This is a genomic window from Paenibacillus sp. Y412MC10 (assembly GCF_000024685.1).
GTDB classification, from domain to species: domain Bacteria; phylum Bacillota; class Bacilli; order Paenibacillales; family Paenibacillaceae; genus Paenibacillus_AQ; species Paenibacillus_AQ lautus_A.
Genome location: NC_013406.1, coordinates 3260922 through 3286047, shown reverse-complemented (window position 1 = coordinate 3286047; position 25126 = coordinate 3260922). Strand labels below are relative to the sequence as shown.

The window sequence follows — 25126 nt, the reverse complement described above, 5'->3', positions numbered from 1 at the left end:
GTCCTCCCTTATTTAGGTTTATCGATTCCAGACACAAAACTTGCATCGATGCAAGCTACTCATGGCGTCGAGATCATCGAGCATAGCTTCGCTGACTCCATTCTTTTAACTATAATGTTTCTTCAGGGCACATGTCCAGTCAACCCAGGGCCAGCGTGAGGCTCGCGCATTTATGGGCGGTCATATTTATAATGGAATAAGCCTGCGTGTCATGAAGACACACAGGCTTAGGCTGTAATTACAAACCTCGATCTTATAAATATCGGGAAATGATGCGCACTAATTTTGCTGGCAGCTCATTCAGGTTGGTAATGTCCAGGAACCTCTCAGCTCCATAAATCCGGCTAATGACATCTTTGTCTTGTCCGATGGCCGCGGCCAGAAATTTGACTCCTTTTCTATCATATTCGGATAAGGTCTGCTTCATGTCTTGAATGGCAAGACTTCCGGTATAGTCTTCCATCGCCTTAGGCTGCCCGTCGCTGATGCTGATCAACAGCTTGGTCTGCTTCGGTGAAGCTGCCAGCCGTTCCGCCATGATCCTTAACGCCATACCATCCCGATTGTTGCTTCTCGCGCGGATTCCCATCAACCTGAAGCGATCGCGAACATCCGGATGATCATAGTCGGCATAAGCGAAGATCGACATCTGCTCCAAGCGGGACACATCGGCCGTATCGCCGTAGATCAGAACAGGAATATGGCAAATCTGACAAAATTCATAGACCGCAATGACCGCTCGCTTGGCTGCCTCCAATCTACCGAACGCAGCCATCGATGCGGATTCATCGACCCTCAGTCCGACCACAAGACCAGGGGATTCCGTCGGAGGACGTTTCTTGGAAAATAACCTGAAGTCCCGGTAGGCTACGCTGTCTGCCTGAAATTTTGATCCATAGTATTGATTTTTGGCATACTCCGCGGTGATTTCGTGCTCCAAGAGCGGCAGCGTTTTTCTGGCGATTTCCCGTACAACGGGCATAAGCCCCTGACTTAACCGCCCATATTCCTCCTGTAGGTTCGGATCATAATCAGGGCGATGAACGATCAGCTTTACCGACCGATGAAGGGAATCGGACACGATTTCTCTGGAAACCCGATTCAGCTTTTTGCGGAAATCCCGTTCCTTCTGCTTCTCCTCTTCCGACATGGGCTCAGGATTAGCCTGGTGATAATTCGGCGTGCCCTCCTCGCCCGAATCCGTGCTCTCCATCTCCGCTGATTCATCCGATGAAACGGATGTGCTGCCTTCGCTCTCAGCGGATTTTTTTAAGCGGATCCCTTCTTCCCCGACTTGCTGATCCGGATTGGAGTCAACATCCATATCGATTTCCCAGGTTGAGATCTCCACGGCATCCCCTCTTCGTTTGCTTGGGGGTTCAACCGGAATTTCGTCCAGCAGCCCCAACAGGCCTTGGCCTTCCAGCGCATCTTCCAGCAGTTTGATTTCTTCCGGATCGGTCGTAATCTTGTAGATCACTTTGTGATAAAGGGATTCTCTTGCAGAAGTTCCCTGAGCCACGGCATCCGCCCAATAGAAATAGGAACGCATGCCGGCAACCCCCTTAATGGCATTGGCCCGGGCTGTTTTGTCTAACAGAATGATGACCCTTGCGAGGATGTCCAGCATTTCATCGTCCTCGCAGCCGATTTTGGCCTTTGCGCGCTCCATCATCATATCCTTGGCTGGCAGATCCATTTTCTCCGAATGCTGTATCCTGTCTCGCAATGCTTCATTTAGCGGCCTGGATCCCGCATAACTGCGGTTGGCCGTGATCACCGCAATGAAATCCGGATGCCTGTGCACGATACCCATCGGCAGATTCAGCGTGCCGCCGGGCTCCAGCGCGGAATTCAGCGCCATTAATACGGCAGCATCACGTATCACGTTCGGTTCCTGTATTTCCAGCAGATAGCCGTTCTGAAAGGCTCTGACGATCTCGGAAGCGTAAAATCGATATTCTACCGCCTTATTCTCTGCGGCATTCGCGGCCAGCTTCAATACATGCTTCATTTTCGCTGAAGCATGCTCCCGCGAAATTCCCAAAGCCTCCATTAGAATCTCCGTCGAACTTCGAAAGCCGTCACTATCGTATAGGGCTTTCAAGGCAGCCCGATCGTCAGGTTCCAAGTGCTCTATTTGATCGGAAGTAATGACCGGTAAAATGGCTCCGATAATATCCGATTTATCCATATCGGCAAAACATGTGACTTTGGTGTAGGGGAGCCTGAAGTTCGCGGATAAAGCTTTGGCGAGCTGCGTCTTTCCGGATCCGGCATCCCCCTCTAACAAAACATTGGCGATTTTCATCTCGCCCCGATCCCAATTCCGCTTAATATCATTCGAGATTCGCCGTTCTTCCTCACTTACTTTATGCGTTAACGGTTTTGTCCACACAAGGCTCTTTTCTTCTTCGGTCAATGCTCTCCCGGGAGACAGCACGTAATATTCATTGTCATTCTGTTCTAGCATAACCTATCGCCTCCAAGCTTTTCCCAGCGCGGAAGGACACTCTCGCTCCATTCCCCCGCTATCTGGGATGCCTCCTCATTATTCGTACCCCAATTCTTTCAATGCTCTGGTTAATGTCCGCAGTCTTTCACCAATCATCTCGCCGTTATCGCTCAAAGCCTCGTTAAACAGCCTGATATCCTCATGGATCTGTTCATTGTCCGTGCATACGGCTACCGTCATGGCGCTTCCCTGCAGCCCGATCCGGTCGATCACGGGATTCTGCGGATCATAGAACTGCTCGTATCGATAGGCTTCGCTAAAATGCGCCAGTGCGCTGCAAACGAGAATAGACAAATCCAGAATGCGATGAATCGGAAGCTCTAACGATTGTTCGGTTGCTTGCTCGTCCGCATCTCTCCATACTCTGGCGGCAACATTTGCCTGGCCTTCCTCGTTACCTTGAGACAGTCCGAGGGATAACGCCCTGACATCGGTGGCGCCGGCAAACCGCCCATCGACCTCCCCGTAATTATCCGACACAATGACAGGCTTATGATTCATAGAAGCGTGTATGTTCATCATTTATCCTCTTTTCTCAGAAATGGATCTTCCACAAATAATTCACGTGCATCGTTTGCCATAAGAACATATTGGTCTAATCAATTTCATTATTATAATAAACAATTTTATTTATTATCTATCTATATAATAGACATATATTCAATTGTTGTAAATACCTGACTGGTAACGCCCAGCAAAGCGTGAATTTATGAATTGAACAAAAAAGAAAAGAAGCATCCCCATGTTCAGGAGATACTTCTTCGGAATTTATGATGTTCGTTTCACCCACAGCTATCAATTTCAGCTGCTTCGTTGCTGGAACAAGGAGATGACCCCTTTATTTACCTGCCAAGAATTCATCCAGCTGACGCTGTATCTCGGCGACATACTCGTCAATCCCAGCCGCCTTCAGTTTCTGGATCGCTTTGGGATACTCTGTCTCAAAATCGACAAATCCGGAACGGATCGCAGCTAGATCTTTGCCTGCGACTTCTTTCAAGGATGTCTCGATCAACTTAACCTTTTCGTTATTGAATCGGAATCCCAAGGATTCGGATCGAACAGCCTGATCATCCCAGCTCTTATATTGATCGATGGATTCCTGGGCCACGTTCGGCCCGAACAATTGGTAATTCTGGTTTCTAAACATCCATTCATAAAAGAATTCACTCGGGGTGAGCTTATTGATTCTTCCGTCCACGATCTCGTAGTCCTTGCCTTCGACGCCATAGAGAGCAAACTGGTAATTATCCTTGGATTTATAAATCCAGTTCACAAACTTCATGGCTCCTTCCGGATTCGGAGCATTGACTGGAATGCCCAGAACTTCCCCGCCTGTGGCGGTCACATAACGCGGCTTATCCTCGGCTAGCAGATAGGTCTTAACTTCAGCATCCGGGGCATTGGCTTTGATGGCATCGACGATTTCCATTTCCTTGCCCAGAGATCCTTCCACCCATAAATATAGGCCGGTCTGCATGCGGGAGTCTCTCTCGTTGTATTTGATGGTCAAATCCTCTGTGTATAAACCTGCTTCATACATTCCCCGGTTAAATTTCGCCACTTCCTGGAATGCTTCCGTTTCATAATAGCTGTATGCTTTCTTGCTGTCTTCCCCGAATACAACCAAATCTTCGACGGCGATCCAGTTATATTGTTCATCGGTAAAGTATCGAGTCAACGGTTTGAAGATAATGTCGGCGGGTCCTTTCATTTCAGGAAAATTCTCTTTCGCCTTGGTCGCGAATTCTTTTAAATCGTCGGGTGTCTTCACGTCGGTCATCCCCACGGCTTCCAGAATATCCTGGCGGACGGCGACCAGCTGGTACATGGCCGAGGACGGTGCATAGGCCGACGGAATGCCGTGAATTTTCCCATCGATGGTTGCGCCTTGAAGCTGTTCCATCGGCAAAACTTTCAACATATCCTGACCATATTCCTGGATTAAATCATCCAGAACCATGGCTTGTTTCTTGTTGACGATCGTGGAAAGATCAGGAAGACCATCCCAATACAAATCGATCGGTTCGTTTGCGGCCAGCATGATATCTTTCTGTTCCCAATACTGGGCCCACGGCACATATATGACTTCGACCTTTAGACCGAGATCGGCAGCCATTTTCTCTGCGAATTCATTGTTTAAAAATTCGTTCATGCGATCGCTTCGTTCCCCCGGATACAAAATCGTGACGGTTTCGAGCGCGGCTGCCCCCTCTTTTTTGCCGCTGCATCCTGCCATTACCGAAACGGATGCGATCAATAAAACCAACAAGATCAGCATTTTTTTTGCTTTCATGAAAGACCCTCCCTATGAAATGGTTAATCTATGTTAAAAGCCTGAATCGGCCAATAACCACGCAGGTGTCTATTCTTTTACCGCTCCGGCCATAATCCCGTGCACGAAGTATTTTTGAATGTACGGATACAGGAAAATGATCGGACCGATCGTAATGACCGTAATGGCCATCTTCACGGTTTCGGCAGGCAATGTGATGTTGCCCGATGCCCCTGACGGAATTCGTCCGGAACTTATCGCATTGACGTTCGACAGAATGTTGTAGAGGAAATACTGCAGCGGAAACAAATCGCGTTCGTTAATGAAGATCAGCGCGTGCCACCAATCATTCCAATATTGAAGCGCATACATTAGACCAACCGTCAGCAGTGCGGTTTTGCTTAACGGAAGGGCTATTTTGACATAGATCGTAAAATAATTGGCGCCGTCCATCTCGGCCGCTTCATATAAAGATGGAGAAATGCTTGCAAAGTACGTTCGCATCAGAAACATGTTCCATACGCTGAATATGGACGGCAGGATCAAAGCCAGAATGCTGTTCTTCAACCCGTAATAATTGACGCTGACCATGTACCACGGTATCAAGCCGGCCGAGAAGATGATCGTAAAGTTGCTAATGAAAGCGAGCACGTTGCGGTATTTCAGCTTTTTGATAGATAGGGAAAATGCAATCATGCTGGTAATCAACAGAGCCCCAAACGTCCCCACAGTGGTTACAAACAGGGTAACGCCGTAGGATTTAAGCAGTTTCATCCCACTATTAACAAAGATATATTTATATGTATCCAAGCTCGGGCTCAGAGGGATGATCGAATATCCGTTTCTTGCAACGGCCTGTTCCGAAGAAAAGGACACGCTTAACGTTAATACAAGAGGATACAGACAAACGAGTGCGAATAAGCCAATGAATGCATAGGCAAAGGCAATTACCAATTTATCGCCAAGCAATCTATTCTTTTCCATCATCAAAATAGACCCTCTCCGTCGTTTATTTTCTTAGCGGATTTGTTAGCAGCCGTAATCAGGATCAAGCCCATCAATGACTGGAATAGCCCGATGGCCGTCGAGTAAGAAAAGCCCAGCGTACGCATCGACTGATAAACGTAGGTATCGATGACTGTTACTTCTTCAGCCAGGACCGGGTTGTTGCCAACGATACCGTAAATCATCCCAAAGTCCCCGTAGAAGATTCGTCCGACGCTCAGCAAGCTCAAAACGATGATCGTTGGCTTCAGCATGGGCACGGTCAAGTAAAGAATTTGCTGCAATTTGTTGGCGCCATCCACCTTGGCCGCTTCGTATAGGCTCCCGTCAAAATTGGACATCGCCGCCATGTAGACAATGGAGCTGTAGCCGCTCCATTTCCAGACGCTCGACAGAATGATGATCCACTTCCAATACTTTGGCTCCGAGTACCAGGAGATCGGCTCCGCACCGAAGAACTTCAAAATATGATTCGCTACGCCCACATCCGTGGAGAAGATTCCGTACAGAATCGCACCGACAACAACCCAAGATATGAAATACGGAAAAAACATCATGCTTTGCGCGATCTTTTTGTAGGCTTTATGCCGGATTTCATTGATCAGAATGGCAATGCTGACAGGAATGATAATGCCTAAGATGAGACCGAAAAAGTTGATATACAGCGTGTTATATGTAACCTTCCATCCCATGCTGTTTTCCGAAAAAAAGTATTTGAAGTTGTCCAGACCCACAAATTTGCTGCCGAAGATGCCGTCGACCACATTGAAGTCGGTAAACGCCATCCATATCCCGGCAAACGGGATATAGGAGAACATGATCAGCACGATCAGCGCGGGCACGCACATGAGATACAGGATCCTGTGTTTTTTTATTTCATAGAGAAATCCCTTGACAGCCGAACTCATTCCATCACCCCTTTGCATGTGATTACACGACTAAGCTGTAATGCCTTGCTGCAGCTTCATCTTTAGTTCATCCAGATCGATCACGGTACCGGTAATTCTCGCCTCTTCCGCGGCATAGGCCATCATATGGCTTTCAACGGACATGTCGATGGAGGATCTGCTGCTGAAGTCGGCATTCCCCAGATTCTCCAAGAAGTCATTCATCAGACCGGTATCGCCGCCGTTATGTCCGCCGCTCACCGTTGCCGGCCGAATGACGGTTTGCTGAACGGGTTCTGCCATATTGGAGTTAAAGCGGGTGACTTCGATAATGTTCAAGTTATCGTCGCCTCGGATTTCCCCATGCTCGCACATGATTTTGAGCGTACGGTACATTTTGTTGGTGAATCCGCTTAAATTAAACGTTGCCGTTACCCCGTTTTTGAACTCGATCAGGGTGACTTGATGGTCGCATACATCATTGTCAAGCCGATATACGCAGCGTCCGTAAGGACTCGTTGCTAGCGCTTGGAGCAGTCCCTCTTCGCTCTGGTCCGCCGAAATGACGGTAGCGGGCCATTGGCCCCTTATAGGCAAATAGGCTTTTCTTGCGTCGAATCGGCAGTTCGCGGCTGCCTTACAGTCGAGGCATCGTTCCGCACTGCCTGCCGGTGCATTCTCCTCTTTGAAATACGTAAGGCTTCCATACGAAGAGATGCGTTTCGCCCCGCTGTCCACAAGCCAGGATAGAATATCCATGTCATGACAGGATTTCTGCATGATGATCGGGCTCGCCAGATCGCTTCTTCTCCAATTGCCTCTTACGAAGGAATGTGCCATATGGAAATTGCCGATGTTCTCGTTGTGCTGTATGGTCACGATTTTCCCGAGTTCATTGCTATCGATGATTTTCTTAATTTCCGCAAAGAAGTTCGTATATCTGAGCACATGGCATACAATCACCTTGCGGCCTTTTTCATTGGCTTTCTCCTGAATTCTCATGCATTCTACCGGACTTGGTGAAATGGGCTTCTCGAGCAAAATATCATAGCCAAGATCAAGCGCCATCATCGTTTGCTCGTAATGGTCCTTGTCCATGGAAGAGATGATGACGGCATCGCAAATTTTCCCCATTGCATAAAACGCATCCACGGATGCAAATTGTTTCTCCAGCGGAATCTGAAACTCATCCGCCGCTGCCTTTCTTCTGCCGGCATCCGGCTCGATCACCGCCACAATCTCCTCGCTTTGGTAAGCGTGCCTTGAATAGATCATGCCTCTTTGTCCTGCACCAATTAATGCTAGTTTCAACTCCATAACCTCCAGCGAGCTCGTATTTGTCTAGATCGATTATTCTTGTCCCGGCATCTGGGGATCTTCCAGGGGATAATATCCTTCCGGATAATAAGTGTCCCATATATTCTTGAGGGGATCCTCGCGGGAGGCTTCGACTTGTATCGTACCCATCTCATAAAAACCATCCAGTTGCCGGTTCTGTATATTCAGCGTCAGTGAAGAACGGTCTTCGAAGCAGAGCGCTATGCCAAGCGAATAGGTTCCCGCTGCGATGTCCTGCAAGTGTACGATCTCGTTATGGACAAGGTCGCCGGTTAACCAGGAATGCGTTGCCGCGTGCAGCGGAAATTCATGGGACACGTCTTCCTGCTTTAGCTGCAGCCGCAGCTGAAATTTTCGATAGATTCTTGAGCTTCCCGAGTTTACGAACCAGAATCGCAGCGGCAGGCTCCCGCTGCCGGACACCGTTTCCGGGTAGGTTAGCCGACGTAAAGCAAGGTTGTAACCAAGCCCCAGGTTTACGTTGGACATCCCGGCATGCCAGCGAAAGGCCTCCCGTCTGATGTGGGAACCGCCAGCTTCATCGGTCGCATGGAGGAACACCGGGTAGCTCTTCCATACCCGCTGCAAATGATGTTTGGCAAAGGCTTCGCAGCATTCGATCCAATTCTCCTCGCCGCACTTCACCAGCAGGCCAAAGCCGCGGCCGCGCTCCTTTAAATATTGAATCAGTGGTTCATTCTGCAAATCTGCAAGCAGTACCTGGGATCCAAAGGAATCGATATAGGCGTTCCATTCTTCCTTGCTGTTTGCCAAGGTCGAGATCAAAACGGCTGCAAGGCGTTTATCCGAATCGATCATACTCCCTACTTTTCGGATCAATGCCGCATAACATGCTTCGTGGCTATCCTTCGCCCATTCTGGCAGGTCCGGCGTCAGGAGAAGAACAGGATTCGTAATCGCTTTCAATGCCTTTTCGATCCCTCCGAGCTTATACTCTCCTCGCGCAGGTTCTAGTTCCTTCCATGAAAAAGCCGCATATTCGAATCGACCGTGGCTTGTATCGTACTCCTTGACCGATAAGGGCTTCGGCCTGATTTTGACGGTTTTATACTTCTCGTGGCTCTCAAGCGAATATTTCCCCATCCTCTTCGCTCCTTTGTAAATGGCTGTCAACGGTTCCGCGGAACAATTCTATATCTGCGTCGGTTATATAAGTCATGCTGCCAATCCGGCCGATATCTTCCTTCAGCACGATCATGCTTAACGTATTGAATCGGGCTCCGGTCCGCATATACTCAGCAGCCGCTCTTTGCAGCGAGGTCGTATATTCGCCGGTATTCAACGCCGGATCAGCATTCCGGTCTCCAAAGACTTCATAGCGCAGCATGCCGTCCCCTTCATCGGTGGGATAATTATAAAACTGCCGTTGAACGTGGACGATATTGCTTTTTTCATTGTCCAAAACGAGCGAGAGCCTGGTATCATAAAGCCAGCTTGAACTCCAGAAGCCTCTAATGGGCAATTCCGGAAAATATCGATCATAGAATTCGATGGCCATCGCCATGGAATTCCTAAGCCTGTCCGGCGTGTACCCGGGCCCGGATGGAATGTGAAGCGCCAACAGGGTATCCCCTTTTTGAAGCACGGTATCCCAGTCCTTCTTTAAGATCGGCGTTGTTTCTCTTTCGACGAATCCCATGGGATTGATCCGATTCGCGATGATGAATTCGGCATTCTCCTGCCATTCCGATGTGAAGCGGCCTTGAGAATCATAAACGTTGTTGATTCCATTCCGCTGTCCATCGCTGCGGAAATCCTCTCCGGGATGGCGAAGGGCAAGAACTTCCTGCGTATCCCTATGGCGGAACATGGTGAAGGAATCCTCGAATCGGTACGGAATAAAATAGAAGCGGTCCAACAGAAAGATGGAGCAGGTATAGAAATTCATCACCCACGGGAAATCATGAACCTTGGCATCGCCCTGCAGTGCCAATTTTTCCATTTGCAGCTTCAGCGGTTGATGCGGAATGTCCTCATAATAGATTAGGGGTACGGAACGCTTCTCCAGCATCTTCATGGAAGGCACCACGCAGGCTAGCAGCAATAAAAACGAATATAATTCGCCGTGCTTCTTCATGCATGCGGGCGTCATATTGGTATAATGGGCTTCATCACAGCGATTGCGAGCCGAGCACAGATCCTCCACCAAAAATTTGGTGAAATGAAACAATACGGCGTCTTCCTCTATCGCTAAAATCCCCTGTTCAATCCATTGCCGAGTCTCCTCGGGAGTCTGATATCGCTCAAAGATTCCATTCAAGAAGCCCCTTGGTATGAGATAGGGCTCGCCATCCGGTAGATAGCGATCATATTTTGCTTCCAATCCATCAGGCAGATAATCAAAATCACAGATCGCTGTTACTTCTCTATAATTCATCGGCCTTTCCATTAGCCTGCCTCCCCCTTTCGACGAATAGCTTACCCATCGGGTAAAAGCCGTCTTGATATCCCGTGATTGCCAGCTGGATATTCCCGATTTCCTTCACGCCGGTTTCGATGCCAATCTCCAACATATACTCACCCGCCGGCATATCGATAGGAAGCGAAAACCTTTCTATCCAAGCAATATCCTCATCCGGGAGCCATTCCCTGATGTCTTCACTGCTATGCAGCGTAAACGATCGACATTGGCCGGTTAACCTCACCGCCAGCGGATAACGATGATAAATCGGAGCGACGCCGACATTAGCCCACAACGCATCGATGTTTAGCTCTCCGCCAACGTCCGCTATCGAATCGTACGCGAATTTCCTTAATTCGAAGCGGTAGCCCATCTTGTTAATCCAAGCCTTGACCTTCTCTTTCCACGGTTCCGGCACTACCGTCCCTTTGTTGTTAAAGGATGAAATATGCCACTTGAGCGTTTCTTGTATGATATAGTCGATATCCCAGCCCTGCAGATACCAGTCATTCATATGCCAGCATGCTTCGAACAGGATCGGCGCTTTCTCCCAGGCATCGCCCATCTCAAAATTCTGAATATTTTGCGGATAGAAATCGGTCATATGCGACCACTGATCGCCATGAAAGCCGCCCATATCCCCCAAGCAATCCACGCGAAATCCGACTTTGGCTTTGCGTTCATTTATGATCCCGATCGACAGCGGATCATGCAGCAGTGCCTGGAGAGGCGTTATTTTAAAACCGTCCAAGTAAGCATCCGTTATCTGCTTAATCGCGCCAGTCGTTAGAAATTCGGTTCCGCCGCCTTCCCCCCAGGCTCCGACTATGGTCAAATCGATCGAGCTGATAAGCGGATGGCCGTCAAAGCGGGCGGCAAACGCCTTGATGAAATCAGACCAATACTCGGCATATGGGGTGGTCAGAGGGTCTACTCTCCAGAACGGAAACTCGGGTTCCTCCGGATATTCGGCCCGGAACCAAGACGGAATATCGTCTTCTTCGCTTAATGCATATGGCGAACAGCGCACCACGGCAGTACAGCCTAATGATTTGGCGTAATCCAGCTTTTCTTCCAGCACGCTCCAGTCGTAACTCCCTTTATCCGTTTCGATGTCACGCCAACGAACGCTGCAGAAATATACTTTGCTGTCCGGATGATTGTACGTCCTGCTGTCTTCCGCAAACTTGTATTTGCGCTGCGCTTCCCCCCGGTTATCAACAATCCGTTCCGGATCTCCCATCAAGCCCGGCGCCGTGGTAAAGCCAATCCCCGGATTGGTCAACATTTCATCCGATATCATTGGGTAAACCGTAACTCTCTTGTTCATATCCCAACTCCCCCATGTACTAAACAGAAGCCTTTGTTTGTTACGTTGTTTGTTGCGTTAAATCTGTTTTATTACACAATTTGTTTAGTGATTTCATGTTATATCATTCGCATGTTATCTGGCAATATCAATTTTGAAATACTACGAAATTTCTAGTGACAACGCATGGAATATACATGTCACTCTTGATTTTGATTAAGGAGGAATGTAAAATGAAGTAACGTAACGATATTACGCAACAAACAACGTAACATAGTCTGTAATAAAAGCAAATCATTGTTTACAATGTAACATTCCTATAAACTCTAAAATGGCGATTATTAGTAACTTAAAAGGAGAATGTGTTTATACATGAGTACGATTCGGGATGTTGCTAAACTTGCAAATGTATCCACAGCCACCGTGTCCAGAGTGTTAAACAATGATACGAAGTATAAAATCACGGACGAAACCCGGGAAAGGGTTTGGCAAGCCGTTACGCAGCTGAACTATAAAATCGCATCAGGGCCCAAGCGCAAGGTTTCTGCTCAGGACCCAGCCGAAAGCAAATCGCATATCAAAATCGGATGCGTCTTAAGCGTCACCAAGGATAAATACAACGATCCCTACTTCATGTCGATCTTATCCGGCGTGGAAGAACGCTTGCTTGGCGCCGGTTACAACATGTCCTTTATCCGGACGGGAATTGAATTGAACGACAGCAAGATCCTATTTAATACATTTAGCGAACCGATTACCGGCCTCATTCTCATGGAATCGCTCGATCACGAGACCTACGAATATATTCGCAAGCAGGTCCCGTACATCGTAGGGATCGATACGGAGCGCGGGGATATCGACAATGTCGGCTACGATCATTACAATGTCGCTTCGATGGCCGTCAGCCATCTCATTGAAAAAGGCCATACCCGAATCGGATATATCGGGGGCAGCGGATTATCGAGCAACCTCAAAGACAGCCGTCGTTATCGGGGCTACTACGCAACCATGCATGCTGCCGGATTGTCGGTCAATCCCGATTGGGTTATTGATTGCATGTGGGATGAGGCGGTCTGCATCGAAAAAATCAATCATCTATGTACAACCCGAAATTTCCCGACTGCCTTCTTTGCCGGCAGCGATTTAATGGCTATGGCCGCCCTCAACGGCCTGTATAACAACGGTATTTCCGTTCCTGACGAAGTAGCGGTTATTGGGCTATCCAACATTGAGGTATCCAAGTATTCCAATCCGCCGCTGTCTACGATCGATGTGCCGATGAAAGAAATCGGCATGGTAGCTGTCGATAACTTAATCGACCGAATCAACGGAAACAAGCTGCTGCCCAAAAAGGTGATTTTGCCTACCCGCTTGGTGGCACGCAGCTCAACTTAAACGGCTTAATCACGAATTGTTAATTGCCTGCTCGGAAAGGAGGTGAAGGGTTCGATTTCTTGAGAGTAAAAGAACAATTCTGTGAGGAGGTTTGACATGAAAGCACGGGGTATCCATTGGAAGCAGCCGTTTGCACTAATTATCATGACGGCCATTCTACTTGCCTTATTCCCTTTTCCCCGCTTTACTTGGTCTGCGGAAACTGCCTCTGCCTCTATTGTTGTTGACGGCGATCCGAGCGACTGGGAGGGCATTCCGGCCCTATCCACGAATACGGGAACGGCTCAAATCTTAAAGGCTTCCCATGACGACAAGAATCTTTATCTGCTTGTACAAGGCTCAGGCCTTAGCACTACGATGGGAAGCTTCTGGTTGAATACGGACGGGAATGCTTCTACCGGATATCAAGCTTTTGGCTGGGGCACGACAGGCGTTGAGTGGCTTCTCGAGAACCAATCCTTATACCGCTACTCAGGCAATGGAAGCAGCTGGAACTGGAATTTTTCATCGACTCTGACTTCTTCTCAATATGTACGTTCCTCATCTGTGATTGAAGCAGCGATCCCTCTTTCTACGCTTGGACTTGGCGAAGGCAGCAGCGTGAGCATCGGGTATCTGGATAACAATTCGGATATGCACCGCCTGCCGGCACAGAACCAGCCGCTTCCGGTCTATACCTTACAAGCACATCATCCGGGAGGCCATATGATCGAATTCTATCCAACCGAGCTGAATGATCCGTTGAATAACCCGTTTAAAGGCTGGGCTCCATCCGCAAAATCTACCAATTATCCTCAACCTCATCGGCTGGTATATGCCGGCGTGACTTGGAAGGAGTTTGAGCCGACGAAGGGCAATTATGATTTCAGTGCGATTGAAGCCTCCAATCATTTCGACTATTGGAAAAGCCGCGGCGTCAAGGTAATCCTTCGCTTTATTCTGGACAGTCCTTCCGGCGTGGCTCACCGGGATATCCCGGATTGGCTGTACAACGACATGGCAAGCCTGGGACAATCGCCGGGCAAGGCCTATCGCGACGATACTGGAGGCATGGGAGCCGGCAACAACACGGGCTTCTCTCCTAATTACAGTTCCGACTATCTGATCGCCAGGCACAAACTTGCAATCGAGGCGATTGCGGACCATTACGACTCCCCGGATAGCCCGATCGCTTTTGTGCAAATCGGTTCGCTCGGACATTGGGCCGAATTCCATACCTGGCCTTATGTCGGACCGAACGGGGAAAGCAACTATACGGGGGCATTTCCTCCGAACAGCGTATCCAACCAATATATTCAGCATTATATCGATGCCTTTGCCGATCAGGAGGATCACACGCAGCTATTGATTAGACGCAGCGTAGAGCTGGCCAAGAATAACAACAAGGGTTTGATTCTGGGAATGTACAATGACGTCTTCGGCGATCAGCCGAGCTTCGATTCCGAATGGGGCTGGTATACAGGCACCCAGAACGGATATTGGGATGACATCGGCCAGCAGCAACCCGCCCATGCAAACTTTTGGGACACTCGCGTCTCCGGCGGCGAATTCTATGGTGGTGCTTATGGCATGAATGCTGCGCTTACGTCAGGCAGCGGCTTCAATGAGACCCTTCGGCAAACCGAGCTCAGCAAGCCAAGCTGGCTGGGACCGAATTCTCCGGCTTCCCTGGCGGTGGGGAATCCATTGCAAGGCAACATCGATACGCTCAAGAAACGAATGGGTTATCACTTTGTCGTAAACAAGGCTGCATACCCGCAAGTAAATAGCGGAAGCACGCTCGAAGTATCCGTCACGGTGGAGAATAAGGGGGTTCAACACTTCCCATTCAATTGGCCTCTTGAAATCCAGCTGCGCAGCGGCGGCCAGATCGTGGCACGCCAAACCACATCGGCGGACTTAACGACCTGGAGAACTGGGCAGCACACAGTCACAGGCTCTCTTCCTACGAATACACTGCCGAGCGGTACTTATGAATTAGCCATAGCGATTCTCGATCCATCGACGAACCAGCCGGCGGTTGATTTCGCTAACACAAACCGGCTTTCAGACGGAGCTTATAAGGTCGGTTCATGGACCAAATAGCATGATAAACGGATTTCAACTATCATAATAAAAAGAGCAGCAGATGGCCGCGTATCATTCACGGCAACTCTGCTGCTCTTCCTTCATTTAAAGGCTATAGATCATGAACGCCTGGTTCTTGCTCATGATTCCAGATGAAATGCTGCTTCAAGCTCGCGGATCCGTTCATCATCGATGTGGATGACATCGCCTAGCGTTCTCGCCGACAAAATGGACTTCGCGCTGTACTCCGCAACTTCCAATCGATCAAAAGCGTTGAGTAGGCTTTGACCGGCAACGATTACGCAGTTATTGTTCACAATGGCAATCGGCGTATTGGCTTTAAACAGCGAAGCGGTACGCTCAGGCTCATTATACACCGCATGAAAGGGGAGCTTCGGCGTTCCGCGAAGCAATATATAGCTTTCCGGTATCGTCCTCGAATCGAAGGCCGTATCGGTGACCGCAAATGCCATAATGTTGGGAGGATGCGCGATAATGACCGAATGGACATGCGGCTGCGTGTTATAGATTGCTTCATGGAGGAGAACGGATTTGCTCGGCTGTTTGCCCGCTTCCGCTTTGCCGTTCTCTATGCGGACGAGGTCTTCCGGTTCCAGATCATTGCGGTCTTTGCCATATGGCGTGATGACAAAATCGTTTCCTTGCAATCGATGGGAGAAGGTGCCCTGCGTGCTGGTGAACAATCCCTGTTTATACGCGCGTTTCATCAATCCGCACATATCGCGGCGCAGCTCTTTTTCTTCCGACGTGCAGGAATCGCGGATGAACGTATCCATCTGCAGCGTGCTTTTGTTGCGCACGGTTTCGTAATCCTCATCGGTAAGCAGGACCGGTTTACCGATTCGACGTGCCTCAATCTCAAGGCGTGCACAGAAGTCGAGGGTTTCGAACCGACGAAACGCTTGAAAAAGATCCTCTCCCCCGACCACGACCCCGTGATTCTCCAGCATGACGGTGTCGATCCCTCGCTTGAAGACGGCTGCGATGTTCTCCCCGAGCTGCTCGCTTCCGGGCAGCGCATAAGGCGCGATTCCGATCTCGCCGCAAATTTGCCTTTCGTTCGGAAGCAGCCTTGTATCCGGAATGCGCCTTACTATGCTGAACGAAACCAGTGCAGGCGGATGGGCATGAATGATCGACTTCAAATCCGGGCGGGCTTGATAAATGAGCCGATGAAAGGGAAATTCGCTGGAAGGCTTGTGAATTCCCTCTACCCTGCCGTCCTCCTTCACGCATACCATATCCGACCGGTTAAGCGACCCTTTGTCCACTCCCGCTGGCGTAATCCATATATCCCCGTTATGGTCCCTGATCGACAAATTGCCCCCCGACGTGGTGGTCATCCCATGGTTGTAAATGCGATTGATAAAGAGAAGAAGCTGATCTGCCGGATGCATAAAATCCTGATTCATTCCTGCCACCGCCTTATCCGAATGTTTTTGTTTAGTTTTGTTTGTTTTTATTATACTGTTTTTTCTGTTGATATTCGAGGAGAAATGTGGCAAAAACAATAACAAAAGCCGTAAATAATAATGATGATGATCCTGAACCGGAACATAAAAAACAGGGATGATATCATCCCTGTTTTCCCCGTTTTGGCAACTTTAGAGGATCACGCCTCTGACATTATGGAATAAAATCAACCATTGGATAGTCTTCGGACGGAGACTGCAGCAGTGGCTGCAGAGCACCCTTTAAATGATAATCGAAAAAAGCAGCGACATAATCTCGATGGGCGGCGATCGTCCGTACAGGCTCAGCTGTCCCGATAAATTGCTGGACAACTCGCGGCGAAAGGCTCAGCTTCTCTTGAAGCTGTGGAAGGAGCGACTGATAATCTGTAAACGTATAATGTGCTCCCTCGGGTATGCTTAAATCGAGCTTCCAGCCGGTCGAATGCTGCCAGAACGATTGACGGTCCATCGCGGTTAGATGGGAATCAACCTCGCCCTCCTTATTGTAGCCTGAGTTCATGAGCATGAAAGGACGATCCAAACCGTGCACCGCCACCGGGAGCGGGTTATCGGGCATATGCCCCATCGTTCCATCCATATCGATGCCGGCGTCAACCCGGTCATCCTCATACATCACCTGAGCAGCGGTAGCCCCTCCGGCAGAATGTCCGAATATTCCGATCCTTGACAGATCCCATGTTTCTTGAAGTCCCGCGGGTAAAGGCTGATCGCCTGGATGAAGGCCTTCCTTTATGAGTTCGAGTTGATCCAATACATATTGGATATCATCCACTCTTATCTCTAGCATTTTCAGTACCGTTTCTGCACTGAAAGGCGGTAATGACTCCGTGGCCACACGTCCATCGGGAAACTGGACCGCAGAGGCTTCATACGTATGATCGACTGCAACCACTACATAACCTCTGCTGACCAAGTCTTCGACTACAGCCGTCCCGAAGTTTCTTGGAACAGACCCGCCAGGTGTGTAGATGAGGATCGGCCACCCATCGCCGTTGTTCACTGGAGGCGCATTCACCCAAGAGTGTGTGCCGATACCGGATAGATCGACTCTGCCGGGATCCAACCCGATCGTGGAGATCGTGTTTTCATCGTAATACTTTGCTGCTTCGGGCTGCATGTACAAAGCCTTCTGCTCGCTTTTCCCCGTGGCCGGGTACCATATGCTGACCATCAGCTCCCTGTCTCTGTCCTGTTTCCATGGGTCCACCCGGTTGTCGTCCTTGAAGTGCATTTCCATCGACCCCACAGCGTATTCTCCAGTAGGTTTTGGAAGCTGTAACTGGATTTTCTCTGCCGGGCCCCTTTCATCCTGCGTTGCAGGGGTTTCCGTGCCGAAGAATATGCCAATCAGAACCAGAAGACAGACCGTAATGGCGATAACTGCAATTCTTGCCACGGGGGCAGCCTTTCCATGGACGATCCTGCTGATGGAGTTGACCGTGAGCACATAATAAACCGTATAGATCATGATAAACACAGCGACGCAGATCAGGATGGGCAGCAAGAGACTGGCGCCTGCCATATTGCTGAATAACCTTTTCAACAATTTCAGGATGACCATGTAGTGGGCAAGCCCGATCGCGAGCGGCAAAGCAAAAATGAAGGCGTTCTGCTTGATGATAGCCATATTGATTTCTTTTCCGCTTACGCCGACTTTTTTAAGAATATCGAACCGAGGTTTGTCTGTCGCCGCTTCTGTCAATTGCTTGAAATAGATCATGCTTCCTGTTGCCATGACAAAAACGAGCCCCAAAAATCCTAATATAAACACATTGAAGGCCGCCTCTTCGATCCCAAGCCGGTATTCGGAATAAAAAGAAGACAAGTTCGATTCCGGTGTCTTCAGCGCCGCCAGCGCGTCGGCTGTGTGCTTCGTCGTCTTCTGTTCCTGCACGGCATATCCGACATAGCGGGTCGGCGAAACTTGAGCCTCGATGTTGTCGTAGGTGCCGTTACTCACAACAATCATCACATCCGGATAACTCCAATTGATGATTCGTTCTACGGTCATCCCCGCAAAAGCAAGGGTTAGCCGTTGATCAGGCAGTTCGATGTCGACCGTTTCGCCTTCGTAATCGGACCACTCATAATCCGTATACATGGGCCGGATCGCAACGGCTTCATCCTGTTCGATCGGATCAAGAACGGGAAAGCGCAACACCTTTGCCACCTGGTTGTATTGATCGATCGAAACCACTTTGAGCGGGGTTTTATCGGCTTCGATCATTCTCTCCGGAAGGATCTCTGGATCGGAAGCCTCCCCTTTTGTCTCCAGTACCGGAATCGTCATTTGCGCTATAATCGGATGCGCTTCATCCCCGCGTATGATATCGTCTACATTCTGATTAAAGGCTTTGTCCTGGGCAATATACATGTAGCTAAACGGTGCCGTGAGCTTCGATGTTTTGTCAAAAGTGAAATATGCACCTAATCCGACACTGAAAGCGCACAGAGCTGCTGCGGATAACAGGGAAATGACGCTTAACAAACGAGCGTTTCCTTTAATCCGGTACACCAAATTAGAGGTGATGACCAGATTCATGCCTTTATAATAACTTCGCTTTCTCTTCTTGGCGGTTCTCAACAAGACAATGACCAAGGAGGAGAAGAGCAGAAGCGTTCCAGCGATAATACCGACGGTCATCACGCTCAGGTTGACAAGAATTTCTTCGGTGACGGAAAAATCGCGGAAAGCGAATCCGTATCCCGCAGCAAGACAGAGAACTGCACCCACCGCCGATAGAAACGACGCTTTCGGTTCCTGCTCCCCTTTCTGCTCCGCGCGAAACAATTCAATGAGTTTAAAGCTGTAGATCAATCGATAGCCTTGGATCGACGTCGCCAAAATAATCACCAAGAACACGATGAGCGTATGAACCAGCGCGCGAAGGGAGAATGCCATGCCTACCTGTACAGGCGTCCCCAGCAGTTTGATTAATATCATGGCGAACAGCTTGGATAACAATGTGCCGATCATGATTCCTATGATTAAAACCGTTACCCCAATGATCAGGTTTTCATAAAACAGCATTTTTCCGATCTTTTTTTTGGGCAAACCAAATAGCGCGTACAAGCCTACTTCCTTTTTACGCTGTCTCGAAAAAAAACGGTTGGAGTACATGATAAAGACAGCAACAAACACAATCAATAGGATGGACGCCATCATAAAAACGGATTGCATGCTCTGCGACGATTCGATTGAACTTGCAATTTCTTGGCTGTACTGCAAAGAAAGGAAAGTATAATAGATAATGACGCTGAACAGGATGGAAATGAAATAGATGGCGTAGTTTTTGAAGTTCCCTTTCATGTTCTTTTTCACGATGTCAAACAAGGTCACTTGCATTTCCCCCCAGTACGGTCAATACATCCAGTATTTTTTTGAAAAAGTGTTTGCGGGATGCCTCGCCTTTCGTCAGTTCCGTGAAAATGCGACCGTCCTTAATAAACAGCACGCGCTTGCAGTAACTTGCCGCAAACGTGTCATGGGTGACCATCAGAATCGTTGCCTGATCATATTCATTCAAGTCCCTCAGGCTCTCCAGCAGGTCGGTCGCCGATTTCGAATCCAGAGCGCCGGTCGGCTCATCGGCCAGCAGCAGGCTGGGGCCGGAAATCATGGCGCGTGAAGCCGCAGTCCGCTGTTTTTGCCCTCCGGAAATCTGATACGGGTATTTGTCCAGAATCGGGGTGATGCCGAATTTGTCCGCGATCTCCCCCACTCTAAACTCCAGTTCTTTGACATTCATCTTGGCCAGCGCCAAGGGCAGCAGGATGTTCTCCTTCACGGTTAAAGTGTCCAGCAAATTGTAATCTTGAAAAATGAATCCCAGTTTATCCCGGCGAAAAGCGGATAACTGTTCCTCATCCATCTTCAGCACGTCCATCCCGTCAATCACAACGTCTCCGGAGGTAGGCTGATCGATCGTCGCCAGCACATGGAGCAAAGTCGATTTGCCTGCGCCCGACGGCCCCATGATCCCTACGAACTCTCCCTCCTGCACGGACAAATCGATATCATCCAAGGCGGTATAGACATTTCCTTTTACGCCATAAACCTTTCGAACCTGAGCCGCGTTCACTACCATTTTCATGTTGATCTTTCCTTCCTGGTTATCAATATAGAAACAATGTCAACACGATTTCGAAATCATGTATTTCTTATCCTGATCTTAATACAGGTCACCTTTACTTTAGCTTACAACTTCCCTTTCAACCTTACATTCCTGTCACATTAGACAAAGGAAGCAGCCCCGGAAACTTGCTTGTCTGCCGCGGGAAGATCGTATACAATGTGTTTAATTTGCCGCAAGTAACGCCCGGGAGGATCGTTTATGAAAATCATGATCGTAGAGGATGACCCGACCATTCGCGGGATGATCCAGTTAGCTTTAACCAAATGGAGCCTGAAAACGGTCAGCGTCGATAACTTTGACCAGGTCGCGTTATGCTTTATTCATGAACAGCCTCATCTTGTGATCATGGATATCAACTTGCCGTCGTATGATGGATTTTACTGGTGTCAAAAGATTAGGGAAATCTCCAATGTGCCGGTGCTCTTTCTTTCTTCCCGCGATTCGCCCATGGATGTTGTCATGTCGGTGAATATGGGCGGTGACGATTATATTCAGAAGCCGTTCCATATGGATGTTTTGACCGCTAAAGTCAATGCGCTGCTGCGCCGGACGTATTCCTATTCGGACATGCAATCCAACGTGTTCGAGCATGAGGGGGTCGTGTTCCTTCCGGACAAAGGGACGCTAACGTATGAAACCGAACAAGCGGAGCTTACCAAAACCGAAGTCAGCATATTGAAGATTCTGATGCAGCAGAAGGGAACCGTTGTGGACCGCAAGAAAATCATGCGTCATCTTTGGCAGGATGAAAGCTTCGTGGACGAAAACACGTTAACCGTCAACATCGTCCGCTTGCGCAAAAAACTGGCCGGCATCGGCAAGGAAAACTGGATTGTAACCAAGAAAGGGCAAGGTTATATGATCCCATGAGCTTCTTTCGATATATAAAGGACAAACGTTATTTTTTGTTGCTGTACGCCGGGATGATGGGCTTTATTTCGATGATTGTTGCCCTATCCGTCAACACGGGCCACGCCTTAGGCAGCATTCTTTATATTCAAATCGTTTGTTTTGCCTTCACCGCAGCCTACTTACTGATTGGCTATGTTTATCGCAGATCCTATTACCGCAAGCTGCAGGAGCTAATCGATCTTGACCGGGAAGATTGGCCTGTCGCTGCCCCTGAACCGCAAAATTCGCAGCAGCGGCTGTATCTCGAGCTTTTTGCCAAATTGCACCGGCATCATGAACGGGACCTCCGGAAACTCAATGAAGAGAAAATAGATCACCAGGAATTTATCATGTCCTGGATTCATGAGGTAAAGCTACCGATTGCAGCAAGTCGTTTGCTCATGGAAAACAGCACGGAGGAAACGGCAGATTCCCTGGCCGATAAACTTGAGGACGAACTGGATAAAATAGAAAATTACGTGGAGCAGGCACTGTACTATTCTCGAATCGATTCTTTTTCCAAGGATTATTTCATCACGGAAGAACCGTTGGAAGCGATCATTAAAACCTGCGCGAAAAAATTCGCCAAGACGTTTATCAATAAACAGATTCGGTTACATATGGAGGACATTCGGCAAACCATCCATACCGACCGCAAATGGCTTGGATTTATCCTTGATCAAATCGTTTCAAATGCGTTGAAATATACGGACGAAGGCGGGAACATTACATTTACGGTGGAAGAAGACCGTAAAGAAAAGCGGTTGAACATTATAGATACGGGGATCGGGATCCAGACGGAAGACCTCCATCGAGTCTTTGAGAAAGGATTTACCGGATCTATCGGAAGAAGCCATCCCAAATCGACCGGCATGGGACTTTATCTTGCAAAACAATTGGCGCATAAGCTGGGACATCATTTGTCTATCCGGTCGGAGGCTGGAAGGTATACAGCAGTCACGATTCATTTTCCGAAAACGGATACGTATTACCGCTTATAAAGCGGTAACGGTATGAGCCCGCTGCTCAATCTAAAGCGAAGAAGCCGCCAATATGGCGGCTTCTTTAGCGTATTTAGTTCTTGTCGACTGGCAGTCATCAAAGTCATCCTATAAGACCATATCAAGCATGTTACGATCGGATCCCCATGTCGCTCAGAAGCACGGTTCCCCGCTTGGTCAGGTTGAATTGAATACGGACCTTGCTCAGCTGCTGCGGGTTGAAGTCCGGATTCATTTGTTCAAAATCGCTTAACGGGAAATCATAGCTTTGAAATATGGGCTCCGAAATGTTCCCGGAATTCGAGAACGGCCATTTGAGAAGTTTACCTTCTATAACAGGCGGCAATTTGGATATGTGGCTGAGGGGAAGATGGGCCTGATTGCCTTTCTTGTCTTCAACGGAAACCGTTGCATTGATCAGTTCATTCGAGTCGCCGCTCGCGTCTTTTCCACGGGCGTCCGCCATCGAAAATACGACAGAGCTTTCCGTTCCCGTTTCCATGCCGCGTTCCGGCAGCGTGACCGTGAAGGATGCAGGTTCGGATTCTCCTCTCGAGTCCCAGCCTAAGCGAACCGCGCTGTAATCGGCCAAGCCATGCTTGGTCCTTACCTTCTCCTCCTTCCATACCCGGAGATGTTCGCCCATCAGGCTGCCGCCAGGCAGCGTCGTGCTCTGCAGATCGATGTCTTCTTCAAAATCGGCAATCATGGTCGTCCCCGAATCGTAAACATTGCCCACGTACAGGTTGTCGGGAATCCATTCCTTGGCGTAACCCAAATCCGTGAACATCTCCCGATATTGACGTTGGTCCTTAAGCGTTACATCGAGAAAACCGGAAACAAACACCTTGGCAATCGTTTCCTGCTCTTCCCGCGGCATGATTTGACGAAGGTTAAAGAGACGATTCGCTAGACCTGCTCCATCCCCTCTGTTCCAGCCTCCGTTGAACTGGCCATGGTTGGCCCCATAGACATAAATCATCGACTTCATGTAATCTTTGCCTTCGGTATAACGAATCCGATGATATTGTTTGGCAGCGTCCAGGCTGTTGACGTCCATATCATGAGCTCCATGCAAAGAGAGATAATTCACGTCCTGCAGCGGCAGCGGTTTGCCTTGCGGCTGATACTGCCCGTCCGTTCCCGCAATGGAAACGAGAGAGCGGATCGAGAAGTTATAGTCGAACTTGATATGGCCGTGATCCGGGTGACGTCCGAGCTTGTTATAGGCTGCGGCGATCGCGACCGCTTCGCCTCCCCTGGAATGACCGATGAGGGCGATTCGTTCCATATCGACCTTTTGATAAAACGGGTTGTCCGGATCGCTGTTCCAGCCCTTCCATGTCTTCAAATGCTCCAGCAGCAGCAGACCTCTTGCCGGATTTTCGCGTTGGAGGGCGCTAACCAGAAAAAGGTCCTCGTATGGGGCGGCATTCAAGAAATTTTCATCCACGGAGACGAAAATATACCCTTTGCTCGCGAGCAGTTTGCCGAGGTATTCGTAACCGGGATCGGAATAATCGTTCATTAAGTGGTTTCCATGCACAATCAGGACCAGCGGAAATGCCCCCACCCCTTCGGGATACCATACTTTTCCGTTTAACGGCAGGGCATCCGGTCCGAATCCAAGCGACTTCGTACGCCCTGAGGACCATTTCTCGACAAACTCGGTTGCATCCACCGTTTTGGTCGTCAGCGAACCACTTTGATTAAACTCTTTCCGGTAGTTGTCAGGACTTCCGTATAACAGGCTTTGGACGGGATATGGGCCTTGTTCTGCCGGATTATTCATCGTCGAGTCTTCATACCGGCTTGAGGTTTTCAGCTGTTGTAACGTGACGCCCGGAGCAGCTTCATCTCCCTCCCGAATCAGCCAGAAGCTGCCCGCTCCGATCACGATGGCGATCAAGGACAAGCAGGCCAAGGCGCCGATTCTCCTTGCTTTTGAGACTTGCCTGTAGCTTCCGGCTGCAATTTTATAAAGCAATGCCCCAAATAAAGAAAAAACAAAGGCAAAACATGCAATGAACAAGGCCGATACTTTCGGCGGCACGGTGAAGCAGAATACAAGCAAGGTCAGTGAGCCTGTCAACGTCCAAATATAACGGCTTGGCAGTTTCTTGACTCCGTGCAGCAGCAACGCTGTCAAGCCGCTTATCAAGGCAATCGCTAGGACAAACAAAAACGTGCCCGCGATATATTTTATGAAACCGTGCCCCGTCAATAAATAATCGGCCTGGATCAGGATTAGAATGAAGGCGATGCCTCCTAGTCCAAGCGACGCTCCCTTCCATCCAGGAGTTAAAGGCTGCAAACGTTTCCGGTTTGCAACGATTCTTTGTATAATGGCAATGCCCTTCTCATTCTCTTTCTCTTTTTGTATTTCCAC

At 48.9% G+C, this 25126-nt stretch carries 17 protein-coding genes; 4 read left to right on the top strand and 13 right to left on the bottom strand.

Features of this window, described 5'->3' with window-relative positions:
- Positions 1–253: 253 nt before the first annotated feature.
- From GYMC10_RS14300 to GYMC10_RS14260, 9 genes are all read right to left on the bottom strand, one after another.
- Positions 254–2473, bottom strand: a complete 2220-nt coding sequence (locus GYMC10_RS14300) for an AAA family ATPase (RefSeq protein WP_015735123.1) — start codon at positions 2471–2473, stop codon at positions 254–256.
- 78 nt (positions 2474–2551) lie between these two features.
- Positions 2552–3034: a DUF6530 family protein gene (locus GYMC10_RS14295; RefSeq protein WP_015735122.1), complete on the bottom strand. Its 483-nt coding sequence runs from the start codon at positions 3032–3034 to the stop codon at positions 2552–2554.
- Positions 3035–3353: 319 nt separating this feature from the next.
- Positions 3354–4811, bottom strand: coding sequence for an ABC transporter substrate-binding protein (locus GYMC10_RS14290; protein ID WP_015735121.1), 1458 nt, complete (start codon positions 4809–4811; stop codon positions 3354–3356).
- A gap of 69 nt (positions 4812–4880) precedes the next feature.
- Complete coding sequence (locus GYMC10_RS14285; RefSeq protein WP_015735120.1) at positions 4881–5777, bottom strand: carbohydrate ABC transporter permease; 897 nt, start codon at positions 5775–5777, stop codon at positions 4881–4883.
- Positions 5777–6703, bottom strand: a complete 927-nt coding sequence (locus GYMC10_RS14280) for an ABC transporter permease (RefSeq protein WP_009590570.1) — start codon at positions 6701–6703, stop codon at positions 5777–5779. Before GYMC10_RS14280 ends, GYMC10_RS14285 begins: the two co-directional genes overlap by 1 nt.
- 30 nt (positions 6704–6733) lie before the next feature.
- Positions 6734–7999, bottom strand: a complete 1266-nt coding sequence (locus tag GYMC10_RS14275) for a Gfo/Idh/MocA family protein (protein WP_228468935.1) — start codon at positions 7997–7999, stop codon at positions 6734–6736.
- A gap of 33 nt (positions 8000–8032) precedes the next feature.
- Entirely contained in the window at positions 8033–9124 is a 1092-nt protein-coding gene (locus GYMC10_RS14270; protein WP_015735118.1) for a DUF4832 domain-containing protein, read from the bottom strand.
- Positions 9105–10430: an acyltransferase domain-containing protein gene (locus GYMC10_RS14265; RefSeq protein ID WP_015735117.1), complete on the bottom strand. Its 1326-nt coding sequence runs from the start codon at positions 10428–10430 to the stop codon at positions 9105–9107. The genes GYMC10_RS14270 and GYMC10_RS14265 overlap by 20 nt, the downstream gene beginning before the upstream one ends.
- Positions 10408–11772: a DUF4832 domain-containing protein gene (locus GYMC10_RS14260; RefSeq protein ID WP_015735116.1), complete on the bottom strand. Its 1365-nt coding sequence runs from the start codon at positions 11770–11772 to the stop codon at positions 10408–10410. The genes GYMC10_RS14265 and GYMC10_RS14260 overlap by 23 nt, the downstream gene beginning before the upstream one ends.
- Positions 11773–12123: 351 nt before the next feature.
- On the opposite strand from GYMC10_RS14260, the gene GYMC10_RS14255 reads away from it, so the two are divergent.
- Both GYMC10_RS14255 and GYMC10_RS14250 read left to right on the top strand, forming a co-directional pair.
- Positions 12124–13146: a LacI family DNA-binding transcriptional regulator gene (locus GYMC10_RS14255; protein WP_009590609.1), complete on the top strand. Its 1023-nt coding sequence runs from the start codon at positions 12124–12126 to the stop codon at positions 13144–13146.
- Positions 13147–13242: 96 nt separating this feature from the next.
- Entirely contained in the window at positions 13243–15231 is a 1989-nt protein-coding gene (locus GYMC10_RS14250; protein ID WP_015735115.1) for a DUF4832 domain-containing protein, read from the top strand.
- Positions 15232–15353: 122 nt separating this feature from the next.
- Here the strand turns inward: GYMC10_RS14250 and GYMC10_RS14245 are convergent, their stop codons facing one another.
- From GYMC10_RS14245 to GYMC10_RS14235, 3 genes are all read right to left on the bottom strand, one after another.
- Positions 15354–16646: a class II aldolase/adducin family protein gene (locus GYMC10_RS14245; protein WP_015735114.1), complete on the bottom strand. Its 1293-nt coding sequence runs from the start codon at positions 16644–16646 to the stop codon at positions 15354–15356.
- Positions 16647–16860: 214 nt separating this feature from the next.
- Positions 16861–20055, bottom strand: a complete 3195-nt coding sequence (locus GYMC10_RS14240; RefSeq protein WP_410002333.1) for an FtsX-like permease family protein — start codon at positions 20053–20055, stop codon at positions 16861–16863.
- Positions 20036–20803 (bottom strand): ABC transporter ATP-binding protein, encoded by a 768-nt coding sequence (locus tag GYMC10_RS14235; protein WP_015735112.1) that lies wholly within the window; start codon positions 20801–20803, stop codon positions 20036–20038. The genes GYMC10_RS14240 and GYMC10_RS14235 overlap by 20 nt, the downstream gene beginning before the upstream one ends.
- Before the next feature lie 240 nt (positions 20804–21043).
- Here GYMC10_RS14235 and GYMC10_RS14230 point away from each other — a divergent pair, with 240 nt between their 5' ends.
- Both GYMC10_RS14230 and GYMC10_RS14225 read left to right on the top strand, forming a co-directional pair.
- A complete protein-coding gene (locus tag GYMC10_RS14230; RefSeq protein ID WP_015735111.1) occupies positions 21044–21715 on the top strand; it encodes a response regulator transcription factor in 672 nt (223 codons plus the stop codon).
- Positions 21712–22737, top strand: a complete 1026-nt coding sequence (locus tag GYMC10_RS14225; RefSeq protein WP_015735110.1) for a sensor histidine kinase — start codon at positions 21712–21714, stop codon at positions 22735–22737. The genes GYMC10_RS14230 and GYMC10_RS14225 overlap by 4 nt, the downstream gene beginning before the upstream one ends.
- A 130-nt stretch (positions 22738–22867) precedes the next feature.
- Here GYMC10_RS14225 and bahA read toward each other — a convergent pair whose 3' ends face one another.
- Positions 22868–25126: a bacitracin amidohydrolase BahA gene (gene bahA, locus GYMC10_RS14220; protein ID WP_015735109.1), complete on the bottom strand. Its 2259-nt coding sequence runs from the start codon at positions 25124–25126 to the stop codon at positions 22868–22870.

Coding starts and splice junctions, on each gene's coding strand:
- GYMC10_RS14300 (WP_015735123.1), bottom strand. CDS start 2,473: ATGCTAGAACAGAATGACAATGAATATTACGTGCTGTCTCCCGGGAGA.
- GYMC10_RS14295 (WP_015735122.1), bottom strand. CDS start 3,034: ATGAACATACACGCTTCTATGAATCATAAGCCTGTCATTGTGTCGGAT.
- GYMC10_RS14290 (WP_015735121.1), bottom strand. CDS start 4,811: ATGAAAGCAAAAAAAATGCTGATCTTGTTGGTTTTATTGATCGCATCC.
- GYMC10_RS14285 (WP_015735120.1), bottom strand. CDS start 5,777: ATGATGGAAAAGAATAGATTGCTTGGCGATAAATTGGTAATTGCCTTT.
- GYMC10_RS14280 (WP_009590570.1), bottom strand. CDS start 6,703: ATGAGTTCGGCTGTCAAGGGATTTCTCTATGAAATAAAAAAACACAGG.
- GYMC10_RS14275 (WP_228468935.1), bottom strand. CDS start 7,999: ATGGAGTTGAAACTAGCATTAATTGGTGCAGGACAAAGAGGCATGATC.
- GYMC10_RS14270 (WP_015735118.1), bottom strand. CDS start 9,124: ATGGGGAAATATTCGCTTGAGAGCCACGAGAAGTATAAAACCGTCAAA.
- GYMC10_RS14265 (WP_015735117.1), bottom strand. CDS start 10,430: ATGGAAAGGCCGATGAATTATAGAGAAGTAACAGCGATCTGTGATTTT.
- GYMC10_RS14260 (WP_015735116.1), bottom strand. CDS start 11,772: ATGAACAAGAGAGTTACGGTTTACCCAATGATATCGGATGAAATGTTG.
- GYMC10_RS14255 (WP_009590609.1), top strand. CDS start 12,124: ATGAGTACGATTCGGGATGTTGCTAAACTTGCAAATGTATCCACAGCC.
- GYMC10_RS14250 (WP_015735115.1), top strand. CDS start 13,243: ATGAAAGCACGGGGTATCCATTGGAAGCAGCCGTTTGCACTAATTATC.
- GYMC10_RS14245 (WP_015735114.1), bottom strand. CDS start 16,646: ATGAATCAGGATTTTATGCATCCGGCAGATCAGCTTCTTCTCTTTATC.
- GYMC10_RS14240 (WP_410002333.1), bottom strand. CDS start 20,055: ATGCAAGTGACCTTGTTTGACATCGTGAAAAAGAACATGAAAGGGAAC.
- GYMC10_RS14235 (WP_015735112.1), bottom strand. CDS start 20,803: ATGAAAATGGTAGTGAACGCGGCTCAGGTTCGAAAGGTTTATGGCGTA.
- GYMC10_RS14230 (WP_015735111.1), top strand. CDS start 21,044: ATGAAAATCATGATCGTAGAGGATGACCCGACCATTCGCGGGATGATC.
- GYMC10_RS14225 (WP_015735110.1), top strand. CDS start 21,712: ATGAGCTTCTTTCGATATATAAAGGACAAACGTTATTTTTTGTTGCTG.